The 2,145-nt window shown below is 70.0% G+C and carries 2 protein-coding genes and 1 pseudogene; 1 reads left to right on the forward strand and 2 read right to left on the reverse strand.

Annotated elements, in window-relative coordinates; genetic code table 11:
- Together ACO1BU_RS37010 and ACO1BU_RS37015 are read right to left on the reverse strand one after the other, a co-directional pair.
- Nucleotides 1-316 (reverse strand): ATP-binding protein (locus tag ACO1BU_RS37010; RefSeq protein WP_424140803.1); only part of this gene is annotated, 316 nt, incomplete at its 3' end.
- A 17-nt stretch (nt 317-333) separates the two neighbouring features.
- Nucleotides 334-1,689 carry a Mu transposase domain-containing protein gene (locus tag ACO1BU_RS37015; protein WP_424140849.1) on the reverse strand — a complete coding sequence of 452 codons (1,356 nt, stop codon included), beginning with the start codon at nt 1,687-1,689 and terminating at the stop codon, nt 334-336.
- A gap of 161 nt (nt 1,690-1,850) precedes the next feature.
- Here ACO1BU_RS37015 and ACO1BU_RS37020 point away from each other — a divergent pair.
- A pseudogene (locus ACO1BU_RS37020) lies at nt 1,851-2,145 on the forward strand (hypothetical protein); the annotation flags it as partial.

Raw genomic sequence — 2,145 nt, forward strand, 5'->3', positions numbered from 1 at the left:
CGGTGACCAGCAGCCCCTCATGGCGGTCGATCCAGTCGCCTGCGACCAGCTTCTGGAACAGCGCCCGGTCGAGGCCGCGCGGGGTGCGCAGGTCGACGTCCTCGATGCTGGCATTGTGGCGGAGTGCGGCGTGTTTGAGCCGGGTCGTCAGGCGCCGGGTTTCCCGCTCGGCCGCCTCGCGGTCGACCAGCAGGCCGAGGCGCTCCTCGAAGGTCAGGGCGGCGATGTCGGGGGATCGTCGCTGGTCCTCAAAGCCTTTGGCCATGCCGGCCAGGCCGAGCGCGATCAGCCGCTCATGGGTGGGATGGACGAGCATGGGCTCTCCTCTCGGGGTCAGTGGAAGTAGCCGCCGCCACGGATGTTGCCGTGCAACGGCGGCGGCAGGCGGTCCGGCTCCTCTCCCAGGCAGGCCCGGTCGAGGCCGGTCTGGAGGATGGAGCGGATGGAGGTGACGGTGCGGGCGCGGATGCCGATGCCGATGCCGCGGCCACAGGCCGCCTCGAGCCGCGCGGCGCCATAGGTCCGGGCCGGGCCGAGGATGCCGAGACAGGTCCGGAAACCCTGCTCGGGGTGTGGCCGCGCCGCCATGACGGCCTCGCACAACCCCATGGTCGAAGACCCGACCTTGCCGGCCTCCTCCAGCAGCCGCGCCGGCGTCCACTGGGCGTGGCGACGATGCGCGTCCGGCATGTGCTCGGGGATGGTGGTGTGGCCCCGCCGGTGCGGCACCCGGACATGGCTGCCCACCCGCTCGCCCTTGTGGAACACCTCGAGCATGGCCTCGCCGATGCGGAGGTCGACCAACTGGCGGATCAGGCGGAACGGCACCGAGTACCAATGGCCGTCAGCCTCGACATGATAGTCCGGCCCGACCCGGCAGCGCCGCCAGCGGGCAAAGGCATAGGGCGGGGTCCGCAGGCCGTGGAGTGCCGGCGCATCCAGGCTGGCGAAAAGCTCTGCCCGGCTGGCGCCAAAGCCCCGCATGATCCGGGCATTCAGCTCCGCGGTCAGGGCGATGACCGCGGCGTTGAGCTCCGCCAGCGAGAAGAACCGCGCATGGCGCAGCCGCGCCATGATCCAGCGCTCGGCCAGCAACACCGACTGCTCAACCTTGGCTTTGTCGCGCGGCTTGCCGGGCCGGGCCTCGGCGAACACCAGGCTCGATGCGCCCATGCAGGCGACGAACAGCTTGGCCTGCCAGACCTCGCCGCTGCCCGGGTCGACCACGCCCATGGTATCGCCGGCAAAGTCGACGAAGACCTTCTCGCCGCCAACATGGCTCTGCCGCATGGTCGGCGAGACCTGACCTTTCCAGGCGTCATAGGCCTCGCAGAACCAGGAATAGCCGAAGCCGTCGGGATGTTGGGCCCGGTACTCCTGCCACAGCAGTGCCCGCGTCACCCCGCGCCGCCGCAACTCCCGCTCCACCCCAGCCCAGTCCGGCACGGCGCGGCTCGCCGCCTCCGGCGCTGGCGGACCCGGGAACAGCCGCCGCTCCAGCGCCGTGTCATCCAGCCCGGCCGGCAACGGCCAGGACAGCCCAGCCGCCCGGGCCCGATAGACATAGGCGGCCACCGCCCCCTTGCTGATGCCAACCGCGGCCGCAAGGGTCCGGTCGCTCAGTCCAGCCTCGAACTTCAGACGCAGTACGTCGCGGATCCGTCGCATCGACAATCTCTCGGTAGGCATCAGGCAGACCCCGTTCAGAACGAGGTCCCTTAGCCGGCTCAGACTGTCGGCAATCCACCCCAGGCAACCCTCAACAGGGTGCCCACGATCCCGTGGAATCCGTGCCCATCATCCCGTGGAATCGCTGCCCACGATGCCGTGGAATCACTGCCCACCATCGCGTGGAATTCGCAGACTGGGCGGGCACGAAGGCGGCCTACCGCTTCTTCTCGAACGAGCGCTTCGGCGGGGATGCGATCCTCTCGGACCATTTCGCGGCCACAGCCGCCCGCTGTGCGGCGGCCAAGGGGCCGCTTCTCGTCGTCCAGGACACGACCGAGTTCAGCTATAAATGGGCCAAGCCGGACACGTTCGGCGCGATCGGCCGCGCCCCCACGGGCCGCGACCGGAACGGCAAGCTGCGGATGCATACCCAGTGCGGCCTGCTGATGCACTCCAGCCTCGTCGTCACGCCCG

This window comes from Roseomonas chloroacetimidivorans, from assembly GCF_049629625.1.
Classification (GTDB): Bacteria; Pseudomonadota; Alphaproteobacteria; order Acetobacterales; family Acetobacteraceae; genus Roseomonas; species Roseomonas chloroacetimidivorans.

Bases quoted from the DNA above. Each gene is read 5' to 3' on its own strand.
- ACO1BU_RS37015 (WP_424140849.1), bottom strand. From the start codon at position 1,689: ATGCCTACCGAGAGATTGTCGATGCGACGGATCCGCGACGTACTGCGT.